This is a genomic window from Candidatus Bathyarchaeota archaeon, assembly GCA_026014465.1.
GTDB lineage: Archaea > Thermoproteota > Bathyarchaeia > Bathyarchaeales > Bathycorpusculaceae > JADGNF01.
On record JAOZID010000010.1, the window covers coordinates 1,388,435 to 1,407,012 of the forward strand.

General features: G+C 48.0%; 17 protein-coding genes and 1 tRNA gene. 6 read left to right on the plus strand and 12 right to left on the minus strand.

Annotated elements, in window-relative coordinates; all coding sequences use genetic code 11:
• Positions 1 to 5: 5 nt before the first annotated feature.
• Both NWF04_09345 and NWF04_09350 read right to left on the minus strand, forming a co-directional pair.
• A tRNA-Gly gene (locus NWF04_09345) sits at positions 6 to 81 on the minus strand.
• Positions 82 to 200: 119 nt separating this feature from the next.
• On the minus strand, positions 201 to 974 hold the full coding sequence (locus tag NWF04_09350; protein ID MCW4006776.1) for a DUF1349 domain-containing protein: 774 nt from the start codon (positions 972 to 974) through the stop codon (positions 201 to 203).
• A 381-nt stretch (positions 975 to 1,355) separates the two neighbouring features.
• On the opposite strand from NWF04_09350, the gene NWF04_09355 reads away from it, so the two are divergent.
• From NWF04_09355 to purQ, 5 genes are all read left to right on the plus strand, one after another.
• Entirely contained in the window at positions 1,356 to 2,618 is a 1,263-nt protein-coding gene (locus NWF04_09355) for a restriction endonuclease (GenBank protein ID MCW4006777.1), read from the plus strand.
• A gap of 64 nt (positions 2,619 to 2,682) precedes the next feature.
• Positions 2,683 to 3,762, plus strand: coding sequence for a phosphoribosylformylglycinamidine cyclo-ligase (gene purM / locus NWF04_09360; GenBank protein ID MCW4006778.1), 1,080 nt, complete (start codon positions 2,683 to 2,685; stop codon positions 3,760 to 3,762).
• A gap of 55 nt (positions 3,763 to 3,817) precedes the next feature.
• Positions 3,818 to 4,069 carry a phosphoribosylformylglycinamidine synthase subunit PurS gene (gene purS, locus NWF04_09365; protein MCW4006779.1) on the plus strand — a complete coding sequence of 84 codons (252 nt, stop codon included), beginning with the start codon at positions 3,818 to 3,820 and terminating at the stop codon, positions 4,067 to 4,069.
• On the plus strand, positions 4,066 to 6,444 hold the full coding sequence (gene purL / locus NWF04_09370; protein MCW4006780.1) for a phosphoribosylformylglycinamidine synthase subunit PurL: 2,379 nt from the start codon (positions 4,066 to 4,068) through the stop codon (positions 6,442 to 6,444). The genes purS and purL overlap by 4 nt, the downstream gene beginning before the upstream one ends.
• A gap of 2 nt (positions 6,445 to 6,446) precedes the next feature.
• Positions 6,447 to 7,268, plus strand: a complete 822-nt coding sequence (gene purQ, locus NWF04_09375; protein ID MCW4006781.1) for a phosphoribosylformylglycinamidine synthase I — start codon at positions 6,447 to 6,449, stop codon at positions 7,266 to 7,268.
• Here purQ and NWF04_09380 read toward each other — a convergent pair.
• The 8 genes from NWF04_09380 to hypA all read right to left on the minus strand — a co-directional run bounded on the left by NWF04_09380 (position 7,251) and on the right by hypA (position 14,678).
• Entirely contained in the window at positions 7,251 to 8,165 is a 915-nt protein-coding gene (locus NWF04_09380) for a carbohydrate kinase family protein (protein MCW4006782.1), read from the minus strand. The two genes, purQ and NWF04_09380, sit on opposite strands and share 18 nt — an antisense overlap.
• The gene (locus NWF04_09385) at positions 8,162 to 9,073 is read right to left on the minus strand and encodes a formylmethanofuran--tetrahydromethanopterin N-formyltransferase (protein ID MCW4006783.1); all 912 of its coding nucleotides are present in this window, start codon (positions 9,071 to 9,073) and stop codon (positions 8,162 to 8,164) included. The genes NWF04_09380 and NWF04_09385 overlap by 4 nt, the downstream gene beginning before the upstream one ends.
• A complete protein-coding gene (locus NWF04_09390; GenBank protein ID MCW4006784.1) occupies positions 9,066 to 10,148 on the minus strand; it encodes an HAD hydrolase family protein in 1,083 nt (360 codons plus the stop codon). The genes NWF04_09385 and NWF04_09390 overlap by 8 nt, the downstream gene beginning before the upstream one ends.
• Positions 10,149 to 10,152: 4 nt before the next feature.
• Positions 10,153 to 11,562: a hypothetical protein gene (locus tag NWF04_09395; GenBank protein ID MCW4006785.1), complete on the minus strand. Its 1,410-nt coding sequence runs from the start codon at positions 11,560 to 11,562 to the stop codon at positions 10,153 to 10,155.
• A gap of 69 nt (positions 11,563 to 11,631) precedes the next feature.
• Positions 11,632 to 13,053, minus strand: a complete 1,422-nt coding sequence (locus tag NWF04_09400) for an amidophosphoribosyltransferase (protein MCW4006786.1) — start codon at positions 13,051 to 13,053, stop codon at positions 11,632 to 11,634.
• Positions 13,054 to 13,244: 191 nt separating this feature from the next.
• Positions 13,245 to 13,460, minus strand: a complete 216-nt coding sequence (locus tag NWF04_09405) for a hypothetical protein (protein MCW4006787.1) — start codon at positions 13,458 to 13,460, stop codon at positions 13,245 to 13,247.
• Between the two features lie 83 nt (positions 13,461 to 13,543).
• Entirely contained in the window at positions 13,544 to 14,278 is a 735-nt protein-coding gene (locus NWF04_09410) for an Mrp/NBP35 family ATP-binding protein (GenBank protein ID MCW4006788.1), read from the minus strand.
• A 1-nt stretch (position 14,279) separates the two neighbouring features.
• A complete protein-coding gene (gene hypA, locus NWF04_09415; protein MCW4006789.1) occupies positions 14,280 to 14,678 on the minus strand; it encodes a hydrogenase nickel incorporation protein HypA in 399 nt (132 codons plus the stop codon).
• Positions 14,679 to 14,782: 104 nt separating this feature from the next.
• Between hypA and NWF04_09420 the strand changes: the two genes are divergently transcribed.
• Positions 14,783 to 15,055 carry a peptidylprolyl isomerase gene (locus tag NWF04_09420; GenBank protein ID MCW4006790.1) on the plus strand — a complete coding sequence of 91 codons (273 nt, stop codon included), beginning with the start codon at positions 14,783 to 14,785 and terminating at the stop codon, positions 15,053 to 15,055.
• Between the two features lie 75 nt (positions 15,056 to 15,130).
• Here the strand turns inward: NWF04_09420 and NWF04_09425 are convergent, their stop codons facing one another.
• Entirely contained in the window at positions 15,131 to 15,580 is a 450-nt protein-coding gene (locus NWF04_09425) for a PadR family transcriptional regulator (GenBank protein ID MCW4006791.1), read from the minus strand.
• A gap of 327 nt (positions 15,581 to 15,907) precedes the next feature.
• Positions 15,908 to 18,547, minus strand: a complete 2,640-nt coding sequence (locus NWF04_09430) for a heavy metal translocating P-type ATPase (GenBank protein MCW4006792.1) — start codon at positions 18,545 to 18,547, stop codon at positions 15,908 to 15,910.
• Between the last annotated feature and the right edge of the window lie 31 nt (positions 18,548 to 18,578).

The following is an 18,578-nucleotide window of genomic DNA, read 5'->3' on the forward strand; positions in this document are numbered from 1 at the left end:
TGGTGTGGTGCGGTCGCCGGGATTTGAACCCGGGTTGTCAGCGTGGGAGGCTGGAGTCCTGCCGAACTAGACTACGACCGCGTGGCTAACAAATAGACCGTTTTTGGAACTTAAACTTTTAGCCGTTTAGCTCCTAAATAGAGTGGTCTGGGTAAAAATGGAGTTGAAAAAAATTAAAGTTGTGTTACTAAGCTTGGGGCTTAGTTGGTTTTTTGTTTACTTGTTTGTTTGCGGATAAGTACCGCGGCTGCTATGGCTAGTGGGATGGCTATGGGTCCTAAGGGGTATTCTGGTACGACAAATGGGCTGTTGGGGCATATGTGGAAGTAGTCAAATTCAGCGTTGAAAGTGGCGCTGCCAACGTTTATGGCAAACAATCCGACTTCGACGGGGTCTACGGTGTTAAGGGTGTAGGAGTAAATGGTAATCCATGAGATTTCGTTATAGCTGTAGCTTGCTGTTACTGTGCTGCCGAATTTCTCCAGTTTTAAGTAAAGCATATCGCAGCTGGTTGTGGATACGTGTTTGTTGTTTTCAAAGCCGTTTAGGTATCCGTAAAGCAAGAGTTTGTCTCTTCCCCATTTTTCAAAACGCAAGTAATTGTCTTGGTCTCCCCATACGAGTAATCCTGCGCGAAAACCATCTTGGTCAAAGTTTCCAGTTACGTTGGTAGTTGCAATGAAGTCGCCTGTGACGTTTTGAAGAATTCTGGGTGCATCAAAGTTTGATTTTTGAGATAATGCGATGTATTGGTTGCCTGGTGCTGTTATGGTTAACCATGTGGGTTTGTCAGTTAAGTTGTATGAACCAAGGCCTGAAGGGTTAACAAATGTCCAGAATGGCTGTAGGGTTGAGTTGGTGAATTCGTCTTCATGTCCTGTTAATGGGCTTGCTGCAGCGGTGCTGATTCCAAGACCCAAAACGATTGTCATTATTGACAGAAGCGTAAACACTACTGTCTTTGTTTTGTTCATTATACTTTTCCTTGCCTATCTCCTTCCTAAGAATCACCACGTGATTATTGCATTTAACACTTCTTCTGTGATAAATAATGTTATGTTTCGAAAAACCTGACGATTTTTTTCATATTTCGAAAACAATGTTACATCCAACCACGAAATTCACATCCAAAACCCCTTCATCTTTAGCCAAAAACAAAATCGTTATCAACACCAACCCCAAAGAACATAAGCAGGAGAAAACTAAGCGTGCCCAAAAACTTTACCTACACAAACGCAGGCGTAAACCTTTTGTTGAGCCCAACGCTTTTGCTACACCGCGTGGGTTCTGTTTTTTGTTTCTGTTCTATCTGAATATTTTAAATTTTAGAAAATCTATGTGATTATGCATAGGAAGTGTTGACCGTTAAACATGTGAAAGGTTTCTCTCTGGATAACTTGGATTCCGATGAGTTCCAAGAATTTATTGTAGCTCTTTTCACAAAGCTTGGGTACGTTAACATTAAAGTGGGTTCTGATACAGCTGTTAAATCTGTGGATTTAACTATGGAAAAAGCGACAAATATTGGTGGGGTGATTAAGTATCTTGTTGAATCCAAACATCAACCACGTGGAACTGTGGGTCTTTCTGCAGTTAAAATCCATCACTCAACAGTTGTTGCAACACCTGAGTTAGACAAGGGTTTGATTATTACTTCTGGACGGTTTAGCCGACAAGCAATAAAATTCGCAGAAACTGTAGGTGTTGAGCTTTTAGACTCTCAAAAACTGGTTGCCCTCAGCATCAAAACTGGTTTGAATACCACTAAAGACTATGAACAGACTTACTACACTTTTCCTATAGCACCTGTCTCGCAAGTCAAAACAGATACTCTTTCTTTCCTTAGAAATAATCTAACACAATTCGAGGGGGAAATAACAATTGATACCATAAAATTATCATTGGTTCCCTCCTTTATGATTAGTTATTCTATAGACGCCACTTTTTCTACATCTGTGGGCGTAATACATGAAATAAACGGTGATTTCACTCTCTTTCTTTCAGATGACGAAAAAATACTGCCTCCCAAAATAACTGAAAATTTGGATGAACTAAACATTTCCCCTTTTACTCTCCCTACTGAAGAACTCAATTTAGAAAAAAATGATTTTAAGAACTCTATTGACGACATCGAAACAGACGCAAAAGAAAAAGTTTCTATAGCACAAACTGAGGATGTGGTTTATGTTGGCGGTAATAACCACCACTATGAAAAACAATGTAAGCCTAAACATAAAGATATTACAATTTTGGGTATTAAGCAGGTTTACATTCCGTTATGGATTGTTGTATCCTCAATCATAAACAAAAAGTATGTTTTATCTGTACTTGATGACGATTCTGAATTGAATGTTCTTCCCCCTGATTTACTCCGCTTAGAAAAATCGTCTGAAGTTGACCCTTATCCACAGTCTTGCATGTGTTGCTATGGTGATTTTCGATTAGGCAAATTTGTTTGTGCTGAATGCGGGAAAATAACCTGTTCTAAAGACAATTACATATGTGATTCCTGCGGTCGCCAAGTATGCAGCGACCACATATTTAATGTCAGGAAATACTTCTTCTTGAAAGCAAAATACTGCCCTGCGTGTAAAGCGGAAAGAGACCGAAAAAAGTAGTTTTTTAACAAAATGATTATCAACAACCTTTAACAGAAAACTCACTTCAAGGAAAAAACAGGCAATGACAAAAAACTTTACCTACACGGATGCAGGCGTAAACCGCCAACAACGCCACGAATCCAAAAAAGCCCTCAACATGCTGCAGGAAACCTACGGGTTTAACCGTTTTGGCTCCGTAATGCATCTGCCCTACAGCAACATCTTCCAGTTCTCAGACAAGACCTATTTGGATTTGACCATAGAAGGCGTGGGCACCAAAGTTCTTCTAGCACAGCTTGCCAACCGATATGACAGCATAGGCGTAGACGCCGTGGCAATGGCAGTAAACGATGTCATACGCTCAGGAGCAACACCGCTGGCGATATCGGATAACATCCACGCACAAGCCAGCAACCCCCAACTCGTACACCAATGGTTGCAGGGCATAACCGAAGGCGCCAAACAGTCCCTGTGCCCCGTGGTTAGCGGCGAAATTGGAGATGTCGCAGAAATCATCAACGGCATCAAAGAAGGCGCAGGATTTGACATGATAGTTGCTAGCATCGGAGAAGTCAAAAAAGAAAACATCATCACCGGATGCGACATACGTCCAGGCGACTCAATCATCGGTTTACCCAGCAGCGGTCTGCACAGTAACGGCATAACCCTAGCCCGAAAAATCCTCTTCAAAGCTTGGGGAGGCAAATACCAACCCAACCAAGTCCCCGAAGAATTGGGTCGCAGCGTGGTCGAGGAAACGCTTGAACCCACCAAAATCTACGTAAAACCCTTCCTCAAAGCCGCAGCCGCCGCCAAAATCAAAGCCGCCATACACATAACAGGCGACTCTTACCTCAAATTCAACAACCTCACCGCGTACTCACCGGGCATCGGCTTTGAATTCAACAATTTCCACCCACAACCCATCTTCAATCTTATGCAGAAAACTGCGTTGGAGCTTGGTTATAGCATAACTGATGAGGAGATGTTCAAGACCTTCAACATGGGCTGGGGTTTCGCGGTTATAGTGGACAAAAACGAGAAAGACGCCATCTTGGATGCGTTTGAGCAGGCAGGCGAACAAGCCGAGCAAATCGGCGCCATAACCAACACGCCCCAAGTTACCATAAAACACGCGGACAAGAAGCTATCTCTTGCGTAGGCTTTGCCAAGTTAGTTGCGGAAGCGTTTAAATCTCCACGTTTTTACATTTAAGCATGAAATACTGCGCCAAAATCGAAGTCAGCCTCAAACCTGGACACACTGACCCTGAAGGCGAAACCACACAGCGCCTACTTAAGGAACTGGGCTACAAAACAGAAGCCGTCAACGTCAGCAAAGCCTACACCGTAACCCTAACCGCCCAAACCCAAGCTGACGCGCAAGCCAAAGCAGAAGAGATGGCTAAGCGGCTTTTAGCAAATCCCACAAAGGACAATTACTCAATTGTTGTAGAGGAGCAAAAATGAGCCTTCGCCCCCGCAAAGACGCCCCGTTTAGGCTGCATGAAGCCGCCATCCAAGACGCAACGGATACGCAGTTGCAAACGCTAAGCGGCGAGTTGGCTTTAGGTCTAAGTTTAGTTGAGATGCAGCAGGCACAAGCGTACTTTAAATCACAAAACCGCAACCCCACCGACGTGGAACTTGAAATAATCGCGCAGACTTGGAGTGAACACTGCTGCCACAAAACCTTCAAAGGCAAAATCCTCCTCGACGACGGCAAACAAATCAACAGCCTTTTCAAAACTTACATAGCCAAAGCCACCAAACAATTAGACCCGTCATGGTGTGTAAGCGTCTTTGAAGACAACGCGGGTATTATAGAATTCGACAAAGGCTACGCCATAGCCGCCAAAGTCGAAACCCACAACCACCCCTCCGCCGTAGAGCCGTTTGGAGGCGCAGCAACAGGTGTAGGCGGCGTAATACGCGACGTCCTTGGCGTTTGGGCAGACCCCATCGCATGCACCGACGTCTTAGGCTTTGGACCCCTAAATTACGATTACAAAAAATTACCCGCAGGCGTAAAACACCCAAAATACATCTACATGGGAGTCACCGCAGGCATTGGCGCTTACGGAAACAACATGGGCATCCCAACCGTGAACGGCGCCATCTATTTTGATGAATCCTACACTGGCAACGTGGTAGTTTACTGCGGCTGCATCGGCTTACTCCCGCTCAAGAAATTCAAGAAAGAAGCCCAAGCAGGACACATCCTCATGGTCGTAGGCGGCAAAACAGGACGCGACGGCATCCACGGCGTAACCTTTGCCTCAGCCGAGCTCACTGAAAAATCCGAAGAAATCAGCCGACCTGCTGTGCAAATCGCCGACCCCATTGAAGAAGAAAAAGTAAAACGCGCCATGATGGAAATCCGCGACCGTGAACTCGCTTCAGCAACAACAGACCTAGGCGGAGGCGGCATGTCCTCGGCAGTAGGAGAAACCGCAGACCGATACGGATGCGGTGTGGTCGTAGATTTAGACAAAGTACCCCTAAAGTATGCGGGGCTCGCGCCGTGGGAAATCTACATTTCCGAATCGCAAGAACGCATGCTCATAACCGTGCCCCCAGAAAACCTGGAAAAAGTCTTGGAGGTTTTTGAAAAAGAAAACGTGCAAGCAACCGCCATCGGAACCCTCACCAAGCAAAAGCGTTTGCACCTGCGCTTTGAAGGCGTAACCGTTGCGGATATGGACATGAAATTCCTGTTCCAAACTTTTGAGAGCACCAAAACCGCCCGCATCCAAAAACCAGACCTCAAAGAACCCCACATTCCCCAACCTAAAGACCTGACCCAAACCCTGATGCAACTGCTCTCTGCTCCTAATATCGCCAGTAAGGAAGCTGTAGTGCGCAGCTACGACCACGAAGTCAAAGGCAACACCGCGCTCAAACCTTTGCAAGGCGAGTATGCAGGACCCAACGACGCCGCCATCATCAAGCCGCTTAACAACTCGTGGAAGGGTGTCTCTATTTCGTGTGGCATGAATCCTAACTACGGCAAGATTGACCCGTACTGGATGGCAGCCTCTGCGATAGACGAAGCTGTGCGAAATAACGTGGCTGTGGGTGGGGGTCGAATTGCGATTTTGGATAATTTTGTTTGGGGTAACCCTGAGAAGCCTGAACGGTTGGGTTCTTTGGTTCGCGCCTGTGAAGCTTGCTACGACACTGCCATGGCTTTCAAAACCCCGTTCATCTCAGGCAAAGATAGCCTCTACAACGAATCTCCCATGGGACCTGTAACTCCTACGTTGCTCATAACTGCTGTTGGTATCGTCTCTGACGTGCGCTCTGCGGTTTCTATGGAGCTTAAAGAGCCCGCTGATTTGCTCTACGTGGTGGGCAAAACTTACAGTGAGCTGGGCGGCTCTGAATACTACAAACTCCACGGCTTCCTAGGCAAATCCGTACCTAAACTGCGCGCCGCCAAGGCTAAGAAAACCTACAAAGCCCTAACCAAAGCCATAACCCAAGGAGCAGTCAAAGCATGTCATGACCTCTCAGAAGGCGGCTTAGCAATCGCAGCAGCCGAAATGGCGCTCGCAAGCAAACACGGCGCCCAACTAGACCTCACCAAAGCCCCCCACGACAAAATCAGCCGCGACGACTTCTTGCTGTTCTCCGAATCCAACAGCCGCTTCCTTGTCGAGGTCGCCCCCCAAAACCAAGCGGACTTTGAAAAAATCATGAAAAACACACCCCACGCCCCAATCGGCAAAGTCACCCAAACCCCCCGCATAGTAATAGCTGGGCTCCAAGGCAAAACCGTAGTGGATGTTTCTGTGGCGGATTTGCGGGCGGCGTGGAAACAAACCCTAAACGTGGAGGCCTAAAAGTGAAGCTTGAAGAAATCAAAGTATTAGTTATGCGGGTGGGTGGAACTAACTGTGATGCGGAAACCAAACGCGCCTTCACCGAACTGGGCGTTCACGCAGAAATCCGACACCTCAACGAACTCGTCAAAAACCCCAACCTGCTAGATTACCACGCACTGGTTTTTCCTGGCGGCTTTAGCTACGGCGACTACGTGCGTTCTGGCGCGATATTTGCTCGCATGCTCACCGCAAAACTCGGCAAAGAGCTGCGCAGCTTCCTTGAAGACAACCGCCCCATACTGGGCATATGCAATGGCTTTCAGATTCTTGTTGAAGAGGGTTTGCTTCCAGGGTTTGACGCGCAAAGCGGGGTTACGCAGGCTTCGTTGGCAGCCAACATTCCTCAGGGCTTCAAATGTGAATGGGTTTACCTGAAAAACGAAAACCACAGCAAATGCGTTTTCACCAGCAAAATCCCCCCCAAGAAGGTGCTGCGTATGCCCATAGCCCACGGAGAAGGTCGCTTCCTATTCTCTAAAGAAAAAGAGCAACAGCTGCTGCAACGGCTATACGATGAGGATATGGTGGTTTTGCGTTACTGCAACAAAGACGGCTCCGCAGCAAACGACAAGTACCCCCAAAACCCCAACGGTAGCCTAAACGACATCGCAGGCATATGCAACCGCGAAGGCAACATCTTTGGATTAATGCCCCACCCCGAACGTGCCCTGTACTGGTGGCAACAACCCGACTGGACCGCTCAACAAAACATGTCGCAGTATGGTGATGGCAAACTGATCTTTGAGAGCGTTTTGGAGTACTTGTTATCTAAGAAGCTCTAAGGCTTTGGCGTTAGGCAGGCTGGTTCTTGCCCCTAACTCCATGACACAGCGCGACGCGACGAAATTGCCGATTCTGCCACACTCCAACAGGTCTTTGCCATTTAGCAAGCCGTAGATGAAGCCCGCGTTAAAAGCGTCGCCTGCGCCTGTTGTGTCCACAAGCCTTCCTTTGTGGGGTTCTATGGTGTGGGTTTGTTTTCCGTCTGTTATGTAGCAGCCATTTGCCCCCAGTTTTACCGCGCAGATTTGCACGCCCAACTCCAGCAGCGCCGCGGCTCCTTTGGTGGGATCTTGCTCGCCTGTTATGAGTTTTAGTTCAGAGCGGTTTGGCATCATCAAATACGTTCGCTGCAGAATGGGTTGTAGTTTGGTTTTGCCTTTTTGCGCGTACAAAACGCCAGGGTCAAAGCTGACCTTCACGGTTCGGGGGAGGGTTTCGAGGAGGTCTTTTTGGGTTTGGAAGCTTTTTTCGCCTACAAACGAGGTTAAATGCAAGAACCTTGCGTTGGCGGCGTAGTCTTTGCTGATTTCTTCTATGGCTAAGGCGTCGTTTACGCCTGAGTGAATGTAAAGTGCGCGTTGTCCTTGGTCGTCTACGAATCCCATGACGGTTCCGCTTTCGCCGTATTTGGCGTGGATGATGCCTTGGGTGTCTACGCCTTCTTTGCAGAAATCTTCCACAAGCAGTTTGCCCTCTTTATCCCCGCCCACTTTGCCGATAAAACCCGTTTTGCAGCCTAATCTTGCTAATCCAACGGCGGTGTTAGCTGCAGAGCCCCCACAGTTTACGCTGCGGGTTTTGATGTAACTCTCATCTTCCGCGTGGGCTATACGGTTAACCTGAAAGAGCTTATCCACATTAAGGGCGCCAAAACCCACAAAATCCAGACCAGTCATGCAAATAAATCACAGAGATTAATTTTATACTTTCCTAATTTCCCCTCATAATTCCCCGCTGAAATCCCAACAACACCCTCCACCTCTGCGGCGGCTTGTATGCCCTTTTTCATGGCGGTTTGAACGGCTCGCATGGAAACGCCGTTTACAACGATTTCAGGAATATAGTTAACGCCCTGGGGTACTTTGGATTCTGCTCCAAGTTTTGGTTTGAGGGTGGGGCAGTAAGGGTGGTTGGTGGTGGGTCCAATTTGTGGGTAATGGGTTTGGGGTTTGGAGCCTGCCGAGCAAACATCAAAGGGGGTTATTACGCCTTCAACTTGGTTAATGGCTTCTAAGGCTTTCGCGGAGGCTTCTTTGACTGCGGTTTTGGTTTGGCATAGTATCCAAAAGTTTCCGCCTGTTACGCCTTGGGCGTAGCCGATGTAGCGTTCAATTACAAAGTCGGGAACCATAAGCGGAACCACAATAACTTCTCTGCCCCCGCGCTTTTCCGTCCACTCGTAGCCGTCACCGCAGTGTCCCACACGATCCATCATATCCAGCTTACCCTCTGCCTGCGGTAGGAAGTCGTAAACTGCTGTGAAGGGTTTTACCAAAATGTCTTGGCGAATACGGTACGATAACTCTTTCTCAAACTTGGCAAGTCCGTCTGCAAAGGGTTTGTTGGGGTTGATTTCTGCCCAAAACTGCACTACCGCGCCTACCCGATTATCAGGAGTCCCTTTTGCCGTGAGGTAGCGTTCTACGCCGCCCTCGACCCTGCCAATAACCACACTGGGAGTAGCCGTTGCATCCTGAGCCGCTGCCACAACTGTCTCTTGGTCGTCTGCGGTTATGATTACTCTGCAAAATATGCCTTCAAACGCTTCTGCAAACGTGTCCTCAACCACGGCAGGTTTACCCAAGCATCCCAACTGCTTCGCCTCGTACTTTTTTCCTAAACGCGTTGCTTTCAAAAGACAACTGACTCATATTTTCCTCTGTAACTATTTGAACTTTGGGCAACGCTTCAGGATACAGTCTAAATAGCTGCTTTGTTGTGGTGGGGTCTGCAATGCAGTTTTCCAAGGTTTCGCGGTTCCAGTTCGCCGCCAAATCCAACGCCTGCTCTGTTCCATGCTTAAGAAAAACATCTGCCAAAACCGCCGTAACCACGCTGCTCTCCGACTGCACCGCAACCTGCGCGTTCTCCACCGCGTACCCGTTGCCATTAAACGAAACTGCCAACCCCCCATTCTCCCTAACCAACTGTAGAGCTTGGACATCAGTTATGCTATCCCCCACGTACATGACTCCCGAAAACGCAACGCCCAACCTTGTTACTACATCACAAATCGCCTGCGCTTTCTGGTCTCCCCCAACAGCCGTGACCTCTGAGACGATTTCTCCACAACTCATGGACGCGATTTCCTCCCAAAAGATTTGGTCAAGGCGACTAAGATTTGTTTGGTCTTGCCCTGAAAAATCCTCTATGCTTTTTGCGCCGTTTGGAATGGTTGGGAGGGGCATGGCTGCGATTTCTTTGGCTAAGGTTTTGAGCGTGGTTTTTTCGTGTTGGGGCACGTGGTAGTTGTTCATGGAAAGTTTGGTGCAGTACGTGTTTTCAAAGGGTAGCTCTACGCATTTGCAAAGGGCTTTGATGTAATGTTCGTAGCTGGTGCTGACGATGAACGCTTCCGACAAACACTGAATATGCTGCAGGGTTTCTTTGCTGCCCAAAATCAGCCGCAGCGTCTTGGCAGAGAATTCCTGCATCATCTCATCCGAAACATCAAACGCTCTTAGAAACGGCAAAACAAGCTTTAACGTATCTCCCGCGTTGTACACCGGCTTTTTTAGCACGTCAGCGAGCACATCATCATAGCGGCTTATAACCGAAAAAAGCTTATCGCCCTTGGGAACGAACTGGGCAGTTAGTTCGAAGGCGTTGTCGTTTTTAGATATGGGGCCTTCGCAGTCGGATACGAAAACGTGTTTCAAAGCTTTAGCCCCTTAGCTGCTTCATGTGTGCAATGCTTTGTGCAATGCCCTGTTCAGAGGCGACATCGCTTCGGCTCCACAAATCCCCACCCTTAATAGCGCCTATACCTTCCAAGCTGATTTGCCTAGCCTCCTCAATGGATTCGCCAATGCCCAAAACACCTACCACTCGGGATTTTAGTGCGTAGGTTTGGTTGTCTTTGAGTTCCATGGAGCCTGGGTAAACTTGGATGCGTTCGCCGTATTTGCGGCTTAACTCGTATGCGCCTGACAAATCCACGGGCGTCTGTGCCTGTGCGGGGTTTATGCGGTCGGGGTAAACTTGTGCGTAGCCGCCGTAGCTGGGTGGAACCTTGTACGTCAAAACAGTTGCTACGTCTTTGACTTGGACGCGGTTTAGGTTGCCCTCTACCATCTTGTAGCAGACATCCACGAAGTCGTCTTTAAGCACGGGCAAGATGTTGATGATTTCAGGGTCGCCAGGGCGGCTGTTGTTCTCCAAAATCTTCGCTCCCGTGCGTGTATGCATAAACGCTAAGTACAGGGGTACGCCGCGTAGGGCGGTTGGGTCTTGGATTTTCTGTGCCCACTTCTCAAAGATGCGCTGCGCAATTTCTAGTTGGTTTTCGCGATCTGCCTTGGTCATGAACGGCAAAACGTCGCCTGTGTCTTTGTAGCTGCCCATGCCGCCTGTGTTAGGTCCTTTGTCGTCGTCAAACGCACGTTTGTGGTCGCGCGTAGCAGGCAACGGAGCTAAATGTTTGCCGTCGCTAAACGCCATGTAACTGGATTCTTCTCCGTCAATTTTCTCTTCGATAAGCACGGTGCCGTATTGGAAGTTGGACATGAAATGTTCAAAAAGTTGTTCGCGTGTGTTGAAGTGGTCTCCCCAAACACCCACACCCTTGCCTGCAGTTGGCTTGTCGGGCTTTACCACCGCTTGGTTGTTTAGCTCGTCGAGCCATTTGTAAACTGCGGTTTTTGCGTCTTGGGTGCTCTTGTAATCTTGGGGGTTGAAAACTTTGAATTTTGGGTTGGCTTCAGGCGCAATTTCCTCAAACAGCAGGCGCTGCTCAACTTTGCTAACTTCTATGGCGCAGGACTGTTTAGGACAAATAACAGGTATGCCCGTTTGGGCTTCGATAAGGTCGCGTGCGCCTTCAATGATGGGTTTTTCTGGTCCCACCACGGCGAAGTCTATGTTTGCTTTGTTGGCTTTCGCAAAACTGCAAATATCCTGAACGTTCAAATCTGGAATGACTACGTGTTTGGCGGCTTTTTCTACGTTAAACGGGTTACGTTGCTTATCGGCTACGTAGAGTTCCACTTTGTAGTTTGGGCTTTTGCTTAGAGCGTCGACCATGGCGGCTTCGCGGGCACCATAAGAAACAACAAGTACGCCTGTTTTCTCCATCTAACACACCGTTTGTAGAGAATTGGCGTAAGCGTTTAAATTGTTTCCCACATCACGCGAAGGTTAGGTTTAGTTGCAGGTGTCTTCTTCGTAGATGCGGTTTTTCTCTTGGTAGCCTTCGAGGAACTTCTTTTTCATTTCATCTGCCATTTTCTGCGCTAACGGAGTGGGGTATTTGCCTGTGACACAAGCTAAGCAGAGTTCGTCTTTTTTGCAGCCTGTAGCTTTAACTAAATCGTCAACTTTTTGGTAGCAGATGGCGTCGGCGCCTATGATTTTGGCGATTTCCTCTTCAGTATGTTTGGAGCCAATTAGCTGCCCGTAGGTGGACATGTCAATTCCGTAGAAACAAGGACCGATGATTCTGGGGAAAGTGACGAACATGTAAACTTTTTTGGCGCCAAACCTGCGCAGCTTCTCGATGACGACTTTGGTTGTGTCGCCTCGTACGACGCTGTCTTCGGTTATGATGACTCGTTTGTCTTTGACTTTGGGTGCGAGTACGTTGACTTTGCGGTCTATGGTGGAGCAGCGTTCACTGTTTAGCAAGATAAACGCGCGTTCGGTGACGTAGCGGTGTCTGCGACTGGCGCGTTCCCAACGCAAACCTGACGCTTCGTGCACGCCCATGGCGGGGTCATCGCCTGTTTCAGGCACCGACAATACGATGTCTGAGTCCTTGATGATTTCGGGGTGCTCATTTACGATGTTTCTGCCAAAGTCCTCTCGGATTTCATAGACGTATTTGCCGTCAAAGCGTGAGTCGGGGCGGGCAAAGTATGCGAATTCAAATGCGCAGAACGCTTTTTTGGGTTTCTCGATAAGCTGCTGGCGTTTAAAGCCGTCTTGGGTGGCTACTACGAGTTCTCCTGCTTCGAGTTCAAAGTCTCGTTCAAACCCGTTTATGTCCAAGCTTACGGTTTCAGAGGAAAACACGCGGGTTTTGCCATCTGGGCTGTGTCCTGCACAGAGCGGTTTTATGCCGTGGGGATCTTTGAAAGCAAAAAACGTACCCTCGCCAGTTATGCCTATGACAGAGAATGCGCCGTCTAGGCTTTGCATGACAGTTTTGGCGGCTTCGGGTAAGGTTTTGCCTTTGGTGAGTTCTAAGAGAAGTTTGTTGCAGACCAGATCTGAGTCGCAGCTGGATACGAAGTCTTGGAAGCTGTCGGCGAGTTCTTGGCGTATTTGTTGCGTGTTAACTATGTTGCCGTTAAAAGAAACCGCGATTTTAATACCGTCTGATTCCGCCGTCATGGGCTGTGTGCCCTGCACGATGGATTGCTCATCACATTTGCCTGACGTGGTGTACCTCACGTTGGCTATTCCTATGTTCCCTGGTAATCGCCCAAACCATTCGTTGATGGCGCTTGATTTTAGTTTAGGCACTAAATCTAAGTTTTTGTAGCCGTGAAATTTCCCTTCGTGATACGTTAGGAAGCCGTGGGATTGATGCCCCCTGTGGTTTTGTGCGCGAAGACCCCAATACACGTATGGGAAAACCGGTTGTTTTTCGAAATTTATTGCGCCAAAGACACCGCAGCCTATATGAATTCCCCTTATGCAGTGGGTAGTGAAAGGGGTTGTTTATGAGTTTTTAGTACATTTTCAGTTAAAAGTCATGGAGTCTTTTTTGGTTGAAGAAAAAGCCTTGGGGAATTAGGGGGCGGCGTAGCAACAGGTTATTTGGCTGTGATTTCGTCTTGGGTTAATTCGGCAGTTAACCCCATCTTAAGGCAGTTTTGTTCTGCTGCTTTTTCTGTTGCAAACTCTCTTTTGGCGGAAGCAATGTTCTTTGCTGCTTTTGGTTCTGATAGCGAGTAAAGAACCCAGCCTGCAAGAAAGATTGCAGCAAAAACTGGGAACAGCAAAATGGTTACTGCACGTCTCTTATGCACTCTCTCCACCAAAGACAGTATTGGCGGCAAAATATTTAAAGAGTATGATTTCGTAATACAGTATACTGTTTTTGGTTTGTGTTTTACTGCTTTAGCGCTGTTTTTGCCATTTGCTGGACTTTTTTTCCAAGTTTGGTTTCCAAAAGCTTTCGAGTGCTCCCTATCGACGCTTCTATGTTTTGGTCGTAGGGAATCTCGCCTAGAAAATTTATGCCTAACGCGCGAGTTTGTTCTTGCACACTGATTGCCTGGGTCATTTTCATGTTTTCGGCTACGCCAATTACAGGCACTTTTTGCTCCTTGAGCAGCGCGATTTGTTTTTTTACGGTTTCAAATGCCAGTTGCGAGGGGGTTGTTATTATGAAGAATTCTATGCGTGGCACAAGCCGTATCAAATCCAGCATGGCATCCCCAATGCCTGGGGGCGTGTCGATAATCAGGTAGTCCAAGTTGCCCCACAAAGTCACCGCCAAAAGCTCTATGAGCGCATTAGACGTATCTGCGCCCCTCAACGGCGCAGCTTGGTTGCCTGAATAATAAATCAAAGACATATACTCCAACCCCTCAACAACAGGCGGAACCAACCCCTTCTCTTCCTCAGGCCAAACTTCGTCTTTAACGCCCAAGATGATGTGTGTAGAGGGGCTGGTGAAGTCTAAATCAAACAGTCCAACTTTGCATCCCTCTTTTGCAAGCGTCAACGCCAAAGTGGTCGCAACCATACTCTTCCCCACTCCGCCTTTACCGCTTGAAACCGCAACTATACGCCCAACCTTTCTAAGCCGCTCATCAATAATTACTGTGCGCGGGTCGGACAAATTATCTGGCTCCTTTTATGCTGTCAAGCCAAACCCCGCGTCCTTGGGCGATTTCAAAGTCTGGGCTGTTGCATTTTGGGCATTTAATGTATGTGTGGGCAACTTCAGGTACAAAATGGATGGCTTCAGCGGTTTGCTCGTCAAGGTTTTGTTTGTCAAATTCCCAAATGTTCCCGCACACGCGGCATTTAAGAGTGGATTTAGCAGTGCTTACCTTAAACTTGGCTTCCTTGAGGATACCTGCCTTTAGCTGCGCCAATGCAAAACGGAAAATCTCGTGCTCCACATCCTGCAGCTCCCCCATCTTAACTACAACCTCAGTAACCTGCTTAAGACCTTCTTTCTCAGCAATCTGTTTTGCCGCCGCAATAACAGCTTCGGCTAAAGCCCATTCATGCATGGAAAGCAAAGACGCAAAGAATCAATTAAATATATTGCAGCAATCTGCGGTTCCCTGTGGCTGCGGGGAAGAGTTATTAGTAAAACCTTTGCTTAGTTTATTTTATGCCAGATAAAGTTCGTTGTGCTCACATACTTGTCAAAACCCTAAGCGAAGCCAACGCTATAAAAGAAAAACTAGCAAACGGCGCAAAGTTCGGCGATGTTGCCAAGGAGGTTTCGCTTTGTCCTTCCAGCAAAAAAGGCGGAGACCTTGGAACGTTTGGTCGCGGACAAATGGTCAAAGAGTTCGAGAAAGCAGCTTTTGCCCTACAAGTCGGCGAAGTTTCCGACCCCATAAAAACCCAGTTCGGCTACCACATAATAAAACGCCTCTAACACCCTTTTTTGCGACTGCTGATACGCGACGGGTGCGTCGTGTTACCCTGTCTTCTTCTTTGTTGTTTGTGGGTTTTATAGGAGTCCTATGCTTTGTTTGTAGGCTGCGGCGCAGTGTATGCAGCAAAAGGAGTGGTCTTTGTTTTGGATGGTTTCTTTGTAGCCGCCTTGGTAGACTTTGCAGCCGCAGTGTGAGCAGACGTCTAGGCTGGGTTCTAGGGTGATGCTGATTAGTTCTGAAAAACGTTTGAAGAGTTTTTGGGCGAACTCTTTTCCTGAGGAGGTGAGTTCAAAAACTTTCTTTTGCTTTGCTCCCACAGGCTTTAGGGTATACGTGACCAAGTTTTTTTGTTCTAGCTTGCGCAAAAACGGGTACACCAAGCTTGGGCTTACGTCTTTTCCTATGGCTTTCTTAAACGTCGCTATTATTTCGTAGCCATGTGCGGGTCCTTGATAGAGTATGGTTAGCATGTAGACACGAGAAAAATCAGAGACTATCTCGTCTATTTCCTTTTGTTTGGTCATCTCGCTTGACCTATCGTATAAAGATATATTTATAGGAGACTCTTAAACCTGTATTTCTAGCACACACGGTAATTTGCTGCGTACCTTTATCGCTATCTGGTTGGTACGCCACTTGCTGGCTGCATTTCCTTTCAGAACGCTCTAATGGGGGCAGAAAGACCGTTCGTAGAGGAAATCCCCTTTTCCGCCTTTCCTCCTTTCTCCCAAAAGGCTATTCTACGGCGGTCCTGCACACACCACACCACCAAGCCAAAATATGAAAAACTTTTCACCAAACCCTTGAGCACAAAAAAGGGATAAAAAAAGAAAATAGACCGCAAGAAGCGGTTAGTGCTTTCCACAGCAACAGCCACTGTGGTTGTGTCCTTCACCTTTTATGTATTTTTCAGGGTTTTCTTCAAATTCTGTTTTGCATCCTGGCGCACAGAAATAGTAGGTTTTTCCCTGATAGGTTGTTGTCCACTTCGCTGTTTTCTCGTCCACATCCATGTTACAAACCAAATCTTTTGCCATACGTTTTTCACCTCCACTTTTGTTGTTGTGTGACTTTAGTTTGGGTTTAAAGCGCCTCAGCAAGGAAGCGTTTGTTACAACTGTCACTGAACTACTTGCCATCGCAGCCGCTGCATATACGGGGTCAAAAAGCACATGCAACACCGGATACAAGGCACCTGCCGCCAACGGAATCAAGATGATGTTGTAGAAGAACGCCCAAAACAGGTTCTGGCGAATCTTACGCATAGTTGCCCTGCTCAACTGAATCGCCACTACCACATCACGCAAATCATTTTTGATAAGCACGATATCGCCTGTTTCCACGGCTACGTCGGTTCCCGTGCCTACTGCGATTCCAATGTTTGCCTGTGCCAACGCGGGAGCATCATTAATGCCGTCTCCAATCATAGCGACCACTTTGCCCTCGCTTTGCAGCCTTTTTACTTCGTTGGCTTTTTCGTTAGGCAAAACCTCTGCCAACACGCGGTCAACTCCCACTTGCGATGCGATAGCTTGGGCAGTACGTGCGTTATCGCCCGTGAGCATGACAACTTCCAACCCCATATCCCTAAGCGTCTCAACCGCTTCAGCCGAGTTCTCCTTTAACGTATCCGCAACCGCAAACAACCCCGCCGCTTCGCCGTTAACTGCCATAAGCATCGCGGTTTTGCCTGATGCCTCAAACGTTGCCATCTTTGCTTCCAACCCGCTTATGTCTACGTTGCGGTTTTGCATGAGCTTGCGGTTACCCAAAAGAACCACTGCACCCTTATGCTTGACCTCAACGCCCTGTCCAGGTATAGCATTGAACTCTTCAGGGTCAACTGCTTCTACGCCCTGTGCGGCTGCTTTTTTGACGAGGGCTTCTCCAAGGGGGTGCTCTGAATTCTTTTCTGCCACCGCCGCGTACTCCAACAACTGTTTTTCAGTAAACGGTTTTGTGGTTGTGATGTTGGTGACTTCGGGTTCGCCTTTGGTTAGGGTTCCTGTTTTGTCGAAGACTACGGTTTGGAGTTTGTAGGCGGTTTCGAGGGCTTCGCCGTTTTTGATGAGTATGCCGTTTTCTGCGCCTTTTCCTACTCCGACCATGATGGCTGTTGGCGTTGCAAGTCCTAATGCGCAGGGGCACGCGACGATTAGGACGGCTATGAACACGGTGAGTGAGAAAATGTAGGTTTCGCCGACAAGGAAATACCAAACCAAAGCTGAAAGCGTGGCGGTGAGTATGATGGCTGGGACAAAGTAGCCTGCAGCCACATCTGCTAACCGCTGCACAGGAGCCTTGGAGGTTAAAGCGTTTTCAACCATGTTTATGATCTGCGCAAGCATGGTGTCTTTGCCAACTTTGGTTGCCCTGAACTTGAGCATGCCCGTCTTGTTCATAGTCGCGCCGATAACTTGGCTGCCCTCACGCTTCTCCACAGGAATGCTCTCGCCTGTGATGACTTTCTCATCCACTGCTGAGTACCCCTTAACAACCACGCCGTCCACAGGAATTTTCTCGCCTGGACGAACAACCACCACATCACCCACCTGCACCTCCTCCACGGGAACCTCCAACTCCTCGCCGTCTCGAATTACGCGGGCGGTTTTGGCTTGTAACCCCATAATTTTCCTAATTGCTTCGGAGGTTCTGCCTTTGGCGATGGCGTCTAGCAGTTTGCCTAGCAGGATGAATGACATTATCATGGTTGAGGTGTCAAAAAAGACGCCTGAGTCGGGGAATATTGTGGGTGCGAAGGTGACGATGGTGCTGTAGATGTAGGCGGTGCTGGTGCCCATGGCAATTAAGGTGTCCATGTTGGCGGTTTTGTTGCGCAAGCCCTTGTAGGTGCCTACGTAAAATGTCCAGCCCACCACAAACTGCACAGGCGTTGCAAGAGCAAACATCAACAGCTTGTTTTGCTCCATAGGCAGGGGTGAGAGCCACATTATCGCCATGATCGGAATGGTTAGGGCGACGCTGGCGGTCAGGAGCAGTTTTAGGCGGTTTATGTGTTTTTTGCGGGCTTTGCTTTCGGTATCTTCCACGGTTTTCTGTTCTGGCTCAACAACTTTGTACCCCACGTCCTCGATGGTTTTTTTGATTGCTGCCCTGCTTATCTGCTCCGCGTTATACTCCACCAAAACAGATTCAGCAGCAAAATTTACCGCGGCTTTGTAGATGCCTTCTTTTTTGTTAAGCGCTTTTTCTATGCTTTTGGCGCAGTTTATGCAGCTCATGCCACCGATTTGCAGCGTGGCTTTTTCATGTATGACTTGGTAGCCAACGTTGGTTATAGCCGCTTCAATTGCTTCTTGATTTACCTTGTCGGGGTTGTAGTCTATGATGGCTTTTTCAGCAGCCAAATTCACCGTAGCCTGCGTAACACCCTCAAGCTTGCCAAGAGCCTTCTCAATAGCACGCGCACAATTAACACAACTCATACCCCCAATACCCAAAACAACTTTCCGGGTTCTCTCTTGACTCATAAACGCCCTCCCACAAACCATAGTCATGGCG